This is a genomic window from Micromonospora sp. NPDC049529 (genome assembly GCF_055586685.1).
Map to the genome: position 1 here is coordinate 281,004 of NZ_JBVJHT010000005.1, position 14,178 is coordinate 295,181.

The window sequence follows — 14,178 nt, forward strand, 5'->3', positions numbered from 1 at the left end:
CGGTCGGACCAGGGGCATGCGGGGAGGGGACGGTCCGGTGACCGCAGAGCGCGCCGCGACCCCGGCCGTCGGGCCGGTGGTCGCCGATGCCGCCGGTGACGCGCTCCTGCTGCGAACCGCCGACGAGGACCCGGAACCGCTGATCCGGCTCACCGCCGCCCTGCCGGTCGAACCGGACCGGATCACGGTGCTCGGCACCCCTGCGGTGACCGCCCTACCGGGGCTGTTCACGCTCCTGCCCGATCTCCTCGGCGAGCATCTCGGCGGGAGCGCCGCCGGCATCCGGCTGCTCGGCCTCGGCCCGTACGCCGACCCGCTGCCGGTGCCGCGGCTGGTCCGTGACCTCGCGGACCGGGTCGGGCAGGAGATCATCATGCCCCTGGACCCGCTCGCGGTCGACGACGAGGGGCAGACCCCGACGCTCACCGGCGGGCGGGTGTGGCTCAGCTGCCTGCCGGGCGGGACACCGCGTACGGAGCCGCAGTGGCCGCCCCGACCACCGGCACCGGTGCCCGACCGCACCGCGCGTGACGTTACCGACCCCGCCGAGGGCGACGACGCGCACCGGCGGGCCAGGGTCGCCGCCGACGGCTCGGTGTTCTGGCGTCCCGGCATCGGGCAGTCCGCCGCCGGCCCGACCGCACCCCACTACCTGCCGTACGGCGGCCGGCGTCGCCGGGCGGCGCCGACACCGCCGACCCCCGCCCGTACGCCGACAGCACCCCCGCCCACCGACAGCCGTCCCGCGAGCATGCCCACCGACGGTCGTCCCCCGAGCATCCCCGCCGACAGTCGTCCGGCGAGCACGGTGGCCGTGCCGGAGCGGCAGGCGTCCGGACGGTCCACACCGGCCGGCTGGTCGTTCCTGCCCGAATCCGCGCCGACCTTCGGCAGGGCGTCGGCGGCCGGGTTCGTGGTGCAGGTGGAGATCGGTGCGACCGGCTTCCGGGTGGCCGGCCGCCCGGTGCCGCCGGCCGGGTTGGCCAAGATGATCGTGGCGGCGAAGAGCGGATCGGCTCGACCGGTGGTGCTGCTCAGCTCCGGTCCGTCGCCCGTCGGCTCCGCCGCCGACCTGCTCTTCGGTGGACTGGCGGACGCGCTCGGCGGCCCGGTGTACGGCGCCGACGCGGCGGTGTCGATGACCGTGCACGGACTGCTGGTGACGGAGGGGCAGTTCCATCGGTGGGCGCCCCGGAACACCGCCTCGCCGGGCGGGACCCGGCACCGGGTCGTCGGGCGTGTCCTTCCGGCGCCGGCCGGGGCACGACGCCGCCCGACCAGCCTGCCGTCGGCGCTGCCCGTACCGTCGGCCGGACCGGTCGGCGATGTCCCCACGCCGACCACCCCCGCCCCGGCGCCGACCGTGCCTGCCGGCTCCGGGCCCGTTCCTGCCTCGACCAGTGAGACCGTGCCGGCAGAGACCGTTGCGGTGGCGATCGTGCCGGCAGAAGCCGTTACGGCGGCGATCGAGCCGGTGGAGATCGGTGCGGCGGGGACCGGGCCGGCGGGGATCGGGCCGGCGGGGATCGGGCCGGCGGGGACCGGGCCGGCGGGGACCGGGTCGGGAGGCAGTGAGCCGGTGCCGGTCGGGTCGGTGGCCCTGCTGGACATGACCCGCTGGCGGGTCACCCCGCCCGCGCTGGAGGCGCACCCGCCGGCGCACCCGCCGAGCCCGCTCCCGGTCGACCCGGTGCCCGCCGTGCCGGTGCCGTCGACAGCGAGCCAAAGCGCCACGGCGCCGCCGGTGGCGGCGGTGGTGGACAGCGGTGTCACCCGGCCGGAGTCGAACGCGGTGGCGCGTCGGCAGCCCGCGCCGGACGAGGGCGCCCCGGCGACACCGATCCCCATCGGCGTCCACTTCGGCGACCCGGGCAGTCCGGCACTGCTCGGTGTGCCGGCCGGCACCGACAATCCCGCGCCGGACCGCACCGACCGGGCGGTGTCAGCCGGCACCGGCCCTGCGGGTGGCGCACGGGCCGAGGTCGACGCCGTCGGCGGCGCACCGGTGGCGGTGGTACGGGAGACCGGGCCGCTCGTCGACCGCACCGGATCCGGCAACCACGGCGAAGGGCCCCCGCTCCCCGTCCCGGCGGCACGGTCGCCCCGGCCCGAGCCGGAGCCCGCACCGGTGTCCGAGCCCGTACCGGTCGGGTCGGTGCCGTACTGGCTCACCGAGCAGGTCTGGGACCCGGCGGATCGCGGTCGCCTGCGGGACAGCCTCAACGGGCGGTACGACGCACACGTACGGGTCATCACCCGAACCCTGGCCGAGGAGCCGGGGATGCGCGCGGCGGGACCCTCCGTCGAGATGATCGCCGGGCTGGTGGCGCTGCGGGCGTACCACGACGGCGAACGGGAGACGGTGAACCGGGAACTGCGCACCGGCGGCCCGGTGGAGGGCGTCGCGCGTACGGTCGGCGAGGCGGCCGAGCGGGCCCGGCTGCTGGCCCGTGGCGCCGCGTACGGGCTGCGCCGCCTCCCCACCGTGCTCGGGCCGGTCTACGCGTCGGCACTGGTGCCGGCACCCGCTCTCGCCGGCTACCGGCCCGGTCTGGACCTGGTCGAGCCGGCGTTCCTCGACGTCGAGCTGGGCGCCGGTCCGGCACCGGAGGCAACCGTGCACTTCGTCATCTGGTCCGCCAGTGCGCGTCGGCTGGACCGAATCAGTCCCGGTGCGACCACCGCCGCGCTCTTCCCGCCCGGTAGCCGCTTCGCGGTGCTCGCCGTCGACCGCCCGGACGACGAGCGGGAGCCGACCCGGGTGTTGCTGCGGGACCTGGCCGGCAACGGGGCGCGGGGGGAGCGGGGCACGGATCGGCTGCTTGAGCGGCTGCGTGCCGCCCGTACGCCCGATCCTGCGGCCGGACCGTCCCGGTGCCTGGAGTTCGCCCCCGGCCTGGACCGGTCGGGGCGGGTCTTCGCCATTCCGTCGCAGCTCGCCCGAACCGGTGCTGCCGAACCGCAGCCGCCGACCGGGCACAGTGGAGGTACCCGCGCGTGAGCCAGGACATGCTGTCGGTTTCCCAGACCGACCCCACCTGCCCGTCCAGGATCTCCGACGCGCTGGCGGCGGCCGCGCCGGGCGCCACCATCGTGGTCCAACCGGGGACGTACCGGGAGCAGTTGCGGCTGCTGGCCGACGTGACCGTGGTCGCCGAGGACGGTCGCGGCACCGTGACGATCCTGGCGGAGCAGGGCGTGGCGGTGTTCGTCGGGGGCGGCTCGGCCACCCTGCGCGGCCTCGCGGTCAGCGGCGGCAGTGACCGGTTCCCGGCGGTGCAGATCGGCGGCGGCACCCTCCGGATGACCGGCTGTGACGTACGCGCGGAGGGGATCGTGGCCGTGCACGCCGTGGGCGGGCGGCTGGAGATGGACGACTGCGCGGTGACGAACCCGGCCGGCGCCGGGTTCCTGGTCGAGCAGGAGGGGGCCGGTACGGTCGCCCAGACCGAGATCAGCGACATCGGCGGTGCGGCGATCGTCATCGCCGGTGGCGCGGACCCGGAGTTCGTCGGTTGCACCGTGACCGGGGTGCGGGGCGCCGGGGTGCTGTCCACCCGCGCCGGCCGGGGCACCGTACGCGGCTGTGAGATCAGCGCGGTCGACGGCCCGGCGGTGGCGGTCGAGGAGGACGGGGCGGTCCGGGTCCTGGACACGGTCGTGCGGGACACCCCCGGCTCCGGGTTCGTCGCCACCGGCGGCAGCCCCACCCTGGAGGACTGCGAGTTCCACGGCATCGGCGGCCACGGGCTGGTCTGGTCCGGCACGGCCGCCCCCGAGGTGCGCCGCTGCCGGGTGACCGGCACCGCCGGCCACGGCGCCTACCTGCTCGACAGCGCTGCCGGTCTGCTCGACGGGTGCGAGTTCGCCGAAACGGGTGCGGCGGCCGTCGCGGTCACCGGTACCGCCGCGCCGAGAATCGAGGGCGGTCGGGTCGCCGGCGGTGACGGCGTCGCCCTGCTCTTCGACGGGTCGGTGACCGGCGAGGTGACCGGCACCGAGGTGGCGGGCGGCGAGACCGGGGTGGTCCTGCGGGCCGGCGCCGACCCGCAGCTGACCGGTCTGACCATCAGGGGCAGCACCGGGTACGGGCTCCAGTCCGTCGACGGCGGCCGGGGCACCGTACGCCGGCTCCGGGTGTCGGACTGCGCGACGGCGGCGGTCCGGATCGGCGCCGAGGCGGTGCTGACGATGGTCGACACGAACCTGCTGGGCGGCCGGTTCGGGCTGCTCGTCACGGCCGGCGGCACCGCCACCGTGACCTCCTGCGACATCGGCGAGGCGCAGGAGGCCGGGGTCACCGTCGAGGCGGCCTCGCAGGTGACCCTCCGGGAGACCCGCGTGCACCACGGCCGGGGGGTCGGGATCCGGTTCGCCGCCCGGTCCCGGGGTCGGCTGGAACGCTGCGACATCTTCGACAACACCGGCGACGGGGTGTGGCTGGAGACGGTCGAGCCGGTGACGATGCCGGAGACCACGGTCCGGGGCAACGGCGGCCAGCAGGTACGCCAGGGCGGACCCGCTGGTGCACCCGAGCCCGCGCGCCCCGGTGCGGACCTGCCGGCGCGGCCGGGTCCGGCCGAGACCCCGGAGCCGGGCGAGTCGACACCGGACCCGGTGCCGGCGGAGCGTGCGACCGAGGATCCGGTCACCCCGCTGCTGGCCCAGCTGCACGCCCTGGTCGGGTTGGCCGGGGTCAAGCAGGAGGTGGCCACCCTGGTCGGGCTGCACCGGATCAGCGCCCGGCGCAGCGCGGCCGGGCTGCCGATGCCGCCGATGTCCCGGCACCTGGTCTTCGCGGGTGCGCCCGGAACCGGCAAGACCACCGTCGCCCGGCTCTACGGGCAGATCCTGGCCGCGCTGGGCGTCCTTCCCGGTGGGCAGCTCGTCGAGGTCGCGCGGGCCGACCTGGTGGCCGAGCACATCGGCGGGACCGCGGTGAAGACGACGCAGAAGTTCACCGAGGCGATCGGCGGGGTGCTCTTCCTCGACGAGGCGTACGCGCTCGCTCCGGTCGAGGGCGGTTCCGGCCACGACTTCGGCCGGGAGGCGATCGACACCCTGGTCAAGCTGATGGAGGACCACCGGGACGAGGTCGTGGTGGTGGTCGCCGGCTACTCCCCGCAGATGCGTACGTTCCTCGCCTCGAACCCCGGTCTGGCCTCCCGGTTCTCCCGGACGGTCGAGTTCGACTCCTACACCACCGACGAGCTGGTGACGATCGTCGAACGGCTGTGCAGCACCCACCACTACGCCCTGGAGTACGACACCCGGCTGGCCCTGGCCCAGTTGTTCGACACGATGCCCCGTACCGAGTCGTTCGGCAACGCCCGGGTGGCCCGGCGGGTGTTCGAGGAGATGATCGGGCGGCAGGCGTACCGGCTGTCGGAGGCGGGCGCGTCCTCCGGGGTCGAGTTGGCGCAACTGCTGCCGCAGGACCTCGGCGCGGCGGCGGCCTCGGCGGTGAGCGCCGGTGCGCCCCGCGCGGCTGAGGTGGACGCCCTGTTGGCGCAGCTGAACAACATGATCGGGTTGGCCGGGGTGAAGCGTGAGGTGTCCGACCTGATCGACCTGCTGGCGAACGTACGGGCCCGGGTGCGGGCGGGTCTGCCGGTCCCGCCGGTCTCCCGGCACCTGGTCTTCTCCGGCCCGCCCGGAACCGGGAAGACGACGGTGGCCCGGCTCTACGGGCGGCTGCTGACCGCCCTCGGTGTGCTCAGCGGCGGGCAGTTGGTCGAGGTGGCCCGCGCCGACCTGGTCGGCGAGTACGTCGGGCACACCGCGCACCGGACCCGTGAGGCGTTCGACCGGGCGCGGGGCGGGGTGCTGTTCATCGACGAGGCGTACACGCTCGCCCCGGCGGACAGTCGGAACGACTTCGGCCGGGAGGCGATCGACACGCTGGTCAAGCTGATGGAGGACCACCGGGACGAGGTGGTGGTGATCGCGGCGGGCTACGACGAGGAGATGGCCGCCTTCCTCGCGGCCAACGCCGGCCTCCAGTCGCGGTTCACCCGGCACATCCACTTTGTCCACTACCAGGCCGACGAGCTGGTGGCGATCTTCGAGGGGCTGGCCCGGGCGAGTGGATACGAGTGCCCCGGCGACACCCTGGTGGCGTTGCGGGCGCACTTCGAGCGGGTGCCGACCGGCCGCTCGTTCGGCAACGGCCGGTACGCCCGGCAGCTGCTCGACGAGGCGGTGACCCGCCAGGCCGGCCGGCTGCGGTCGGTAGCTTCGCCCAGTGTGGACGATCTGCGGATCCTGCGCGTATCGGATGTGTCGCCAGTGGTGGGCGCCAATGTCTGAGAACTGAGCAGTCCGGTCCGTAGGCCGGAAAGCCTTGCCACACACCAAGATTCATCTCCAAGACATTCATGTGTCTCCTTACCTCCACCGTCGGTCACACCGGACATCGGAACGTGGCGGCAGTCGTCGGGCGTCCGCCCGGTGGCGTTGGCGGGCGGGGAGGCAACTCGGTGGTTGCGGTGTGCAATGAGGCCGGTACGACGGTGTCGCCCTCGACCGGTCGGGACCTCGTCGACCCGTCCCAGCCGGACCGGAGTCTCACCGACGCCCGGATGGTCGTCCTGTACGAGCTGCACGCCGAGCCGCTGTTCCGGTTCCTGCTGCGGCTGACGCTGGGTGCCCGGCACCTGGCCGAGGACCTGCTCCAGGAGACGATGGTGCGCGCCTGGCGGAGCATCGACGCGCTCGCCGCCGACCAGGAGTCCCAGCGCCGGTGGCTGTTCACGGTGGCGCGGCGGATCGCCATCGACGCCGCCCGTGCCCGGCAGGCCCGGCCCACCGAGGTGGGGGCGGTCGACATGTCGCGGCTCCCGGCGACCAACGACGCGATGGAGGGCGTGGTCGCGGCGCACACCGTACGCGAGGCGTTGCCGAAGCTGAAGCCGGAACACCGTACGGTCCTGGTCGACCTGTACTTCCACGGTCTGTCGACCGGTGAGGTCGCCGCCCGGCTCGGCATCCCGGAGGGCACGGTGAAGTCACGTGCCCACTACGGCCTGCGGGCGCTGCGGGCGGCCGTCGGCTCGACGAACGCCGACTGACCTCGGCCCGGCCCCGCCCGGCCGGGGCCGCCCATCACCATTACCCGTGGACCGCCGCTGCGGGCGGGCCGACCGGAGTCGACCCGCCCGGCAACTCATGCGGGCGGCGCGTCCGCGTTCCGGTGGGTGAGCCGGTACGTTGCCTCCACCGCGTCTGCCTCCAGGATCACCGTCACCGGCCCGGCCGGCAGCGAACAGGTGATCGTCCGTACCACGGCGTCCCCGGTCGGGCCGCAGTACCGGCTTCCGGTGGCGTCGTACACCGACACCCGCGCGTCGCCGCTACCGGCGATCCGCTGATAGGTGATCGACTCCCGAGCGGCCCGCTGGTCGGCCGGGATCGAGAAGCAGACCGCGAACCGGTCCGCGCCGGTGGCGGCGGTGACCCCTTCCACGCCCGCCGCCAGCACCGGGCAGGCCGGCGGACCATCGGTACGGGCGAAGGCCAGCGCGTACGGGCCGGTCGGTGCCGCGTTAGACGAGTTCAGCACCGCGAAGAACGGTGCCTGACCGGTCAACTCGCAGTAGTACTGGCGTAGCCCCCACGAAGAGTCGCAGATGTACGCTCCGGTCGAGTCGACCACGGCCACCTCCGGAGAACCGGCGCCGGTGGCGTTGCCCGGCAGCAGTTCCACCACCCGGGAGTTGGCCGGGGAGGTCAGTTGGAGGCAGTCGTACTGGCCGGCGGAGGTGAACTCGCCCCGGTGCGGCGCGTCCTGCCATCCGGTGTCGGCGACCGTCGGACAACTCGACGGCGTCCAGGGCAGCAGGGCCACCGCGTACTGGAAGTCGTTGTCGATGACCGAGTTCTCGCCACTGCCACCAAGCACCAGGGTGTACTGCCCGGCGGCCGGCAGTTGGCACCAGATGTCGGTGCAGAGCTTGTGCCCGCTGGTGTCGTAGACGGTGGCGTACTCGCGGTAGTTTTCGTTGTTGACCGCCTTCACCCGATAGGTGCCCCCGGCGGCGATGTCCAGGGTGCGGCAACGGATGTTGCCGGGCGCTCCGGCGGGCGCCGCGTTGTAGGCCCCGGGAGCGATGCCGGGACAGCCGACCGGGGTGGAGAGCCGGCGGACCTGCATCCGGTAGGTCAGGTCGGTGTCCTCGGCATTCCAGGACCGCAGGTGGGAGATCACCCGGAAGGTGCCGCTGGCCGGCAGCAGGCAACCGTCCTCCTCCGAGTACTCCGTGCACAGGACGGCGCCCTGCTCGTCGACCAGCCAGGCGGCCAGGTCGTTGTACGCGACCGGTGCCCGGTACACCATGATCCGCTCGCCGGCCTGGCCCTGGAACGGCTGGCAGTTGGTCTGCACCGCCGAGGTCTGGTGCACCAGCAGGGCGGGCTGGTCCCAGTTCGTGCCGGTGGTCGCGGCACAACCGGCGACGCCGTTCAGCGACGTCACCGCCACCTGGTACGGCACCGGCTCCCAGTGCTGGCTCTGCATCAGCAGCGTGTACTTGCCGGCGGCCGGCAGGGCGCAGGAGCGGGCGGAGGTTCCCTCGTTGCAGACCTCGGTGCCGTTGGCGTCGTACAGCGTCCACCAAAGGTACTGGTCGGCGAACTGGTTGAAGCGGACCACGACCGCACCGGGCGCGCTGGCCTTCACCACGTGGCAGGCCACCCCGTTCGACTCCAGCGAGCCGGTGCCGACCGACGTGCCCGGGTCGCCGAAGCCGGTCAACGGCACGGCCGGACAACCGACCGGCTGGGACAGCCGGCGCAGCTTGATCGTGTAGGTGGTCTCGTCGCCGTACGTCTCCTGGATGAACATCCGGTACGGGCCCGGCCGGCTCAGCTCGCACCGGCCGCTGTAGTCCATGCTGCACAGCACCTCGTGGTTGGCGTCCAGGATGTTGCCGCGCAGGCTTCCGGTGCCGGTTGCCTGGGCGGACTGCAGCACGGTGCCGGTGGGCTGGTCGAACGTGAAGCAGTCGGCGGCCAGGCCGGCGGGAAGCGTGCCGGAGCGCCCGGTCGAGGCGAAGGAGAAGACCCGGTCCGGCAGGCTGACACACTTCGACGGGGCGCGGGTGGACTCGGCCGAGAGGGTGTACGCACCCTCACCGGTTCCGTAGCTGAGCGACACCGTGATCCGGTAGAGGCCGGCGGAGCCGAGCTGGCACTCGCTCAGGTAGGTGCTGACGTAGCAGACGACGTTGCCCGCGCTGTCGGTCACCCGGGCACCGACACCGTCGCCCGACACATGGTCCAGACGAGCGAGGAGCCTGTCCTGGTCGACGGTCGAGGTGACCTTCCAGACGTGCTCCTCGGCGCCGCTGATGGACGGGCAGCTCCTGACCTTGCCGAACGGCAGCCGACCGCTGCAGTCGCCGGTGGTGGTCTCGGTGTCGGCCGGGCGTGCGGCGCTGGCCGGCCGGGTGGACGTCACGGTGGTGCCGGTCGCGGTGGGGTTCGCCACGCGCGTGGTCGCACCGACGGTGGTGGATGCGGTGGAGAGGGTTCCGGCTGCCCCGGACGGGGAGTCCGTGGCGGCGGTCGGGGCCGCCGTGGCGGCGGACGGTCCGATGAGGACGCCGCCGATCGCGGCGGCCACGGCGGCGACCAGCACCAGGCGTGACGGTGCGGTTCTCCGTCCGGTCGACCAGCCTCTGAACAGGGTTGTAGGCAAGGTTCACTCCCCCGTGAAGACCCTGCGCGATCTGCGCGGGCGAGCAGATCTTCCCATGGTGGTCTGACGTCGACAATCGCCTTCTCGACCGTCCAACGTGTGGTGCGCATCGTCTCCCGACACCTGACGGGCCCGAGAGCCTGCGCGGTCGAACGCCCGAGCGTCAGGGTCTAGTCTGGGAGTGGCGGCGCCGAGCGGCGCGTCCCGTCCGAGCAGATCCGGCGGATCCGTGACCGACCCCGATCCCCATCTCGACCCCGAGCACACGAACTCGACCCATCCGGCCGGGCTGTACCTCCTCGGGGCGCTGGATGCCGCCGCCGAGGCCGCTTTCGAGCGGCACCTCGCCGGCTGTTCCCGTTGCCAGGACGAGTGTGACCGGCTCGGGCCGGTGGTCACCGCATTGGGGCGCTTCGACGCCGACGAGGTCCGGCAGGTCACCGACGAGGTTCGCGAGACCACCGGCAGGGTCCGGCAGGTCACCGACGAGGTTCGCGAGATCACCGGCAGGGTCCGGGAGGGCATCGGCGAGGTTTCGCCGCCGGCCGCTGGTGCCGGGCCACCCGTGCCCTGACCGGCAGGGTGCCGGTCAGCCGCGCCACCACTTCTGGTTGGCGTCGCCGCTGCACTGCCAGAGCTGCAACCGGGCCCCGTTGGCGCTGTTCCAGTCCTGTACGTCCACACACTTGTCGGCCAGCTTGTTGACCAGGTCGTGGGCGTTGTTCAGGGTGAACCGCTGGGCCGGGCCGCCGTTGCAGACAGCGAGCTGGACCCTGGTCCCGTCGGCGGTCGACGCCCACGCCGCGTCCATGCACTTGCCGTGCGCCCGCACACTCCCGTCGGAGGCGAACGTCCATCGCTGGTTGGCCGAGCCGTTGCAGGTCCAGAGCCGCAACGGGGTCCCGTCCGCCGAACTCGGCGCGTCGATGCACTTGTCGACGTACCCGTGGATGGTGACCCCGGACGGGGCCGGCTTGGTGGTTGTCGGGGAAGGTTTGGGTGAACTGACCGGCGCCGGCGGTGGCAACACTGCCGGTGGCGGGGCAGCCGGTGGCGGGGCAGCCGGTGGCGGCGCCGCCGCGACCGGCGGCGCGGCCGGTTGACCGGGCGGCGGTGTGGCCGGCGGCGGTGCGGCCCCGGCGAGCGGCGGCGCCGCCGGGCCACCGGATGGCGGGAGCGGGGTGCCGTTCGGTGGGCCGCCGGGGTTCTGCGGACCACCGGGGTTGGGCGGGCCGGGGTTCGGCGGGCCACCCAGCCGTGGATCGTGGGCGTAGTGGTCGGCGTAGTTGAGCACCATGGCGGTGTGTTCCCGCAGGCCGGGCGAGTCGGGCAGGCCGCCGGCCTGCTGGACCACACCGCTACCCCAGTGGTACGCGGCGATCGCCATCGGGTACGGATCCGGCCCGAGCCCGGACAGTTCGCGGGTGAGCACGCACATCGCCCGGCCGAGCGTGGGGATCGCGGAGCCGGGGTCCCACGGGGAGGCGCCCGGCGGCGCGTACCGGGACCAGGACACGGGCAGGAACTGGGCCACCCCCTGACCACCGCCGGCACTGAGCAGGTTCGGATTGAAGCCGGAGGAGGCCATCAACTGTGCCGCGACCCGGGCCGGGGTGACCTCGGCGCAGACCTGACCGGCCGCCAGCACCAGCGGCAGATAGCCGTCCGGAACCGGGATCGGGGCGGTGCCCGGGGTGGGCACCACTCCCACGGCGCGCGGGGTGGGACTCGGGCTGCCGGCGGTCAGGTCGGGTTGCCGCTCGTACCAGGTCGCGTACGCGGCCACGGTGTCGACGTACACCCGGGCCGCGGGCGGGACGCCGTTCGTCGTCCGTACGGCCGGCACCCCCGACCGGTACGCGGCCAGCGCCAGTCGCCACGGGTCCCCGGCGACACCGGCCTGACGTACCTGTCCGGCCAGGTCACACATGTGGTGGGCGAGGGCGACGATGTTCGCGCCGGTGTCCAGCCGGGGTGCCTTCGGCCACGGGGCCCAGGCCCGCCACGTGCTGTCGGTCAACGCGGCGATGCCCGGCCCACCGGTGTCCCGCGCGCGCAGGTTCACCTCGAAACCCGAGGCGGCCATCAACTGCGCGGCCACCCTGGCCGGGCTCAGGACCGGGCAGGACAGTGCGGCGGCAGCGATGGTCGGCACCTGCTCCGCCGGCACCGGGATGGCCGGGCGGCCGTTCTCCCGCGCCGCCGCGTCACCGAACCCGGAGCCGGCGGCCACCGCGCACACCCCGACCAGTCCCAGTACGGCGGTGACCGCGACCCCCCGCCGCAGCCGCCGGCCGAGCCGCAGGTGCCGTACGGGCAGCCGGCCGAGTCCGGCCACGGCCCACCGGCCGAGGCGTCGTACGGCCTCGCCACCACCCGTTGCCCGCACGGGCACCTCCCTCGTCACCCTGACCCGTTCCCCACAACGGCCCGTGCCCGGCGTCGGTTCATGGTCGGCACGGGTTCCCGTCACGACCGGTCCACCCCGTTCCGCCCGGGCACCCGCACCGGCTCATCCGACACCGGCACCGGCAACACCCGGACCGGCGCACCCCCGATGTGTCGGCGTCGGTCCGGGTGCCGGTCAGCGGCTCAGTCGCCGGTAGCGGGCGACCGCGAGCGGTGCGAAGACCGCGATGAGCAGCAGCGGCCATCCGACGGCCAGCAGCACCGGGTGCCGGGCGACGAACGAGTCGCCGCCGAGACCGGGATTGCCGAACAGTTCGCGGGCCGCCGCCACGGTGGCCGACAGCGGGTTCCAGGTCGAGACCGCGCCGATCCAGTCCGGCATCAGTTCCGGCGCGACGAAGACGTTGGAGAGCGCGGTGAGCGGGAACGCGAGCGGGAACACGATCACCGAGACGGTCTCCGGGTTCGGCACCACCAGCCCGAGGTAGATCCCGACCCAGGTGAGCGCGACCCGCAGCAGCAGGATGAGCGCCACCGCGAGCAGCGCGTCGGTCAGCCCGTGACGCCACTGCCAGCCCACCAGTAGTCCGCAGACGACCAGGGTGGACATTTCCAGCAGGGCACGCAGCAGGTCGGCCACGCTCCGACCGGTCAGCAGCGCCGAACGGCTCACCGGCATCGACCGGAACCGGTCGATCACGCCCTTGTTGACGTCGGTGGCGATGCCGGTGGCGGTCGCGCCGAGGCCGTACAGCATGGTCATCACGAACACGCCGGGCAGCAGGAACTCCCGGTAGTTGCCGCCGCCCGGAACCGCCATGCCGCTGCCGAAGACGTACCCGAAGACCAGCACGAACATGATCGGAAGGCTGAAGTAGAGGATGAGTTCCTCCGGTGCCCGGACCACGTGCGTCATGTAGCGCCCGGTCATCGCACGGGCGTCGGAGACCGCCCAGCGCAGTCGGGTCGAGGCGGTCGGCTCCGGCGCCGGACCGGTCCCGGCGGGTACGCCGGTACGGCTGTCCAGTGTGGTGGTCATCGTCGATCGGCCTCGTCTGTGGTGGCGGGAAGAGCGGAACCGGCGGGAACAGCGGAACCGGTGGAACCGGTGGGACCGCCGGTGAGGTGCAGGAACGCCTCGTCGAGGGTGGGGCGGCGCAGTCCGATGTCCTCGACCGGGACGCCCGCGTCGACCAGCGCCCGCATCACCTCGGTGAGCGCGGCGACCCGGTCGGTGACCGGGGCGCTGAGCCGGCGGGTCTCGGGGTCCCGGTCCGGTGTCGCGGCGCAGACCCGCCCGACGATCCCGGCGGCGGTCTCCAGGTCGGCCGCGTCGTGCAGGACCACCTCGATCCGGTCGCCACCGATCTTCGACTTCAGCTCGTCCGGGCTGCCCTCGGCGACCACCCGACCGGCGTCGACCACCGAGATCCGGTCGGCCAACTGGTCCGCCTCCTCCAGGTACTGGGTGGTGAGCAGCACGGTGGTGCCGCCCCGGACCAGGTCCCGTACGGCGTCCCAGAGCCGGTTGCGGCTGCGCGGGTCGAGGCCGGTGGTCGGCTCGTCCAGGAACAGCACCTCCGGCGTGCGGATCAGGCTGGCGGCGAGGTCGAGCCGGCGACGCATCCCGCCGGAGTACTCGCTCGCCGACCGGCCGGCCGCGTCGGCGAGGCCGAACTGTTCCAGCAACTCGTCGGCCCGGCGCCGGGCGGCGCGGGGACCGAGGTGGTGCAGCCGGCCGAACAGGGTCAGGTTCTGCCGGCCGCTGAGGATCTCGTCGACGGCCGCGTACTGTCCGGTGAGTCCGATCCGGCCCCGTACCCGGGCCGCCTGCCGGGTGACGTCGAGACCGGCCACCTCCGCCCGGCCGGCGTCGAAGCTGAGCAGGGTGGCGAGGACGCGTACCGCCGTGGTCTTGCCGGCGCCGTTCGGTCCCAGCAGGCCGTGCACCGTGCCGGCCGGCACGGCCAGGTCGAACCCGTCGAGCGCCCAGGTGGGGCCGTACCGCTTGCGTAGCCCTTCGGTCAGGACCGCTGGTCGTGAAGTTGTCATGGGCCGAGCCTGGGGCGGGG

8 protein-coding genes are annotated in these 14,178 nt (G+C 73.8%); 4 read left to right on the top strand and 4 right to left on the bottom strand.

The annotated features are described in order from the left end of the window. Window positions 1-37: 37 nt before the first annotated feature. From ACZ6QQ_RS10770 to ACZ6QQ_RS10780, 3 genes are all read left to right on the top strand, one after another. A complete protein-coding gene (locus tag ACZ6QQ_RS10770; protein ID WP_465875737.1) occupies window positions 38-3,001 on the top strand; it encodes a hypothetical protein in 2,964 nt (987 codons plus the stop codon). Further along, complete coding sequence (locus ACZ6QQ_RS10775) at window positions 2,998-6,309, top strand: right-handed parallel beta-helix repeat-containing protein (protein WP_465875738.1); 3,312 nt, start codon at window positions 2,998-3,000, stop codon at window positions 6,307-6,309. The genes ACZ6QQ_RS10770 and ACZ6QQ_RS10775 overlap by 4 nt, the downstream gene beginning before the upstream one ends. Before the next feature lie 179 nt (window positions 6,310-6,488). Continuing rightward, window positions 6,489-7,070, top strand: a complete 582-nt coding sequence (locus ACZ6QQ_RS10780) for a sigma-70 family RNA polymerase sigma factor (protein ID WP_465875739.1) — start codon at window positions 6,489-6,491, stop codon at window positions 7,068-7,070. Window positions 7,071-7,165: 95 nt separating this feature from the next. Here the strand turns inward: ACZ6QQ_RS10780 and ACZ6QQ_RS10785 are convergent, their stop codons facing one another. Beyond that, window positions 7,166-9,637, bottom strand: a complete 2,472-nt coding sequence (locus ACZ6QQ_RS10785) for a hypothetical protein (RefSeq protein WP_465875740.1) — start codon at window positions 9,635-9,637, stop codon at window positions 7,166-7,168. Between the two features lie 289 nt (window positions 9,638-9,926). On the opposite strand from ACZ6QQ_RS10785, the gene ACZ6QQ_RS10790 reads away from it, so the two are divergent. Next, complete coding sequence (locus ACZ6QQ_RS10790) at window positions 9,927-10,271, top strand: zf-HC2 domain-containing protein (protein ID WP_465875741.1); 345 nt, start codon at window positions 9,927-9,929, stop codon at window positions 10,269-10,271. Between the two features lie 15 nt (window positions 10,272-10,286). Here ACZ6QQ_RS10790 and ACZ6QQ_RS10795 read toward each other — a convergent pair whose 3' ends face one another. The 3 genes from ACZ6QQ_RS10795 to ACZ6QQ_RS10805 form a co-directional block, all read right to left on the bottom strand. Continuing rightward, complete coding sequence (locus ACZ6QQ_RS10795; RefSeq protein WP_465875742.1) at window positions 10,287-12,086, bottom strand: ricin-type beta-trefoil lectin domain protein; 1,800 nt, start codon at window positions 12,084-12,086, stop codon at window positions 10,287-10,289. Window positions 12,087-12,281: 195 nt separating this feature from the next. Beyond that, window positions 12,282-13,037: an ABC transporter permease gene (locus tag ACZ6QQ_RS10800; protein ID WP_465875874.1), complete on the bottom strand. Its 756-nt coding sequence runs from the start codon at window positions 13,035-13,037 to the stop codon at window positions 12,282-12,284. A 104-nt stretch (window positions 13,038-13,141) separates the two neighbouring features. After that, complete coding sequence (locus tag ACZ6QQ_RS10805) at window positions 13,142-14,158, bottom strand: ATP-binding cassette domain-containing protein (protein WP_465875743.1); 1,017 nt, start codon at window positions 14,156-14,158, stop codon at window positions 13,142-13,144. Between the last annotated feature and the right edge of the window lie 20 nt (window positions 14,159-14,178).

Excerpts from the sequence above, each read along its gene's own strand:
- ACZ6QQ_RS10800 (WP_465875874.1), bottom strand. The coding sequence starts at position 13,037 with ATGACCGGGCGCTACATGACGCACGTGGTCCGGGCACCGGAGGAACTC.
- ACZ6QQ_RS10805 (WP_465875743.1), bottom strand. The coding sequence starts at position 14,158 with ATGACAACTTCACGACCAGCGGTCCTGACCGAAGGGCTACGCAAGCGG.